Annotated in this window: 1 protein-coding gene; it reads right to left on the bottom strand. The window is 34.7% G+C overall.

Annotated features, from left to right (window positions below):
- On the bottom strand, positions 1–1,110 hold a 1,110-nt coding region (locus COZ07_RS06025; RefSeq protein ID WP_406607670.1), incomplete at its 3' end, for an IS1634 family transposase.
- Positions 1,111–1,323: the final 213 nt, after the last annotated feature.

Here is a 1,323-nt window from a genome sequence, read left to right on the forward strand (position 1 = left end):
TCTTTTATTACTGGCATTAATATAGGATTTATTCTGAAGTAGAGACCTGGCTTTTTTAATCAGTCTTTCCCGGTCGGCTCGGTCCTTTTGTGCCCTTTGGGGAGAATAGGTGATAATGAGTTCTTCAGGGAGTTCATAGATTTGGTTTGCTTCTTTAATTTTGTTTATATAGCTTATTACCTTGTAGCTGATTTCTCCCCTCTCTTGATAATCATCCTTAAATATTTTTTGTCTGATATCTTTTTTCAGGTTTTTTATACGAGAAGCAAGTATATAGTCATATCCTCTATCGGTAATCTTTTTCAGGTTTATCTTACTGTTTATACCCTTATCGGCCACGATGATTACCTTGCGTATACCAAAGCGTTTTTCCAGTTTTTGAAGGGCCACCTCTAAGGTTTTTCCCTCAAAGGTGTTACCGGGGAAAAGGTCATACCCTATAGGTCTTCCTTCCCGGTCTATTAAAAGACCCATCACTACCTGAACCTCTTTGAATTTAGCATCTTTAGAAAAGCCAAAATCCCTTAGACTATCTTTCCTTACACTCTCAAAGGAAAAGGTAGTTACATCGTAAAATACTACATCTACTTGCATGTTGAAAAGGTTACGGTTTTTAAAAAATATCTTTTCTTCTAATACCTCTTTACTTTCAGATAATAGATCTAAAGAACGATAGAGGTGCTGCAGTTTTATTTCTGGTAACCCTAGATAGCGATTTTGATGGGTATAGGTACTAAGCTTGCTTTTTGGTTCTAGTAGATGTTGGATAGCCATAAGAAAAGAGTTGTCATTAAGGTTAAACTGGGTCTTTCTTGAGCTTAGTTTATTTAATATCTTATCTAACTCAAACTCCTTCCATATCTTTTTATAAACCATATAACCCCAGTTGACTATTTGAGCCTCGGAGAAGTTATCTAAGCTAACCATATCTTTTGCTTGGGATAGTTCTAAGAGACGTTTGGCCAGGTTTTGAAAGCTGGGATTGTTCTTGATTTGGTCTACTCTCCCCAGGTTAAATAAATATTCATGTTTGGTGTTATTATCTTCTCGGTAAGATCTGACCAAATAAGCATATTCATATTGTCCTGATTTAGTAATCTTAATAAACATGAATATATTATACCATATATATTTGCATTGTCAATAAATAATAATAATAAATATGATTATTTGTTGCACTACATTTTTGAAGGAGAAAAAATAGAATCCTTATTTATTAAGGGTTTGAGGGTACTAAATGCCTAAAATTTGCTTGCAACTGTCAAACTCGGGAGTAATTGGTGCATAGATTTAAGCTGTTCTGGTGGTCCATCTATTTCCAGG

Origin of the sequence: Candidatus Infernicultor aquiphilus (assembly GCF_002784285.1) — a bacterium.
Lineage (GTDB): Bacteria > Atribacterota > Phoenicimicrobiia > Phoenicimicrobiales > Phoenicimicrobiaceae > Infernicultor > Infernicultor aquiphilus.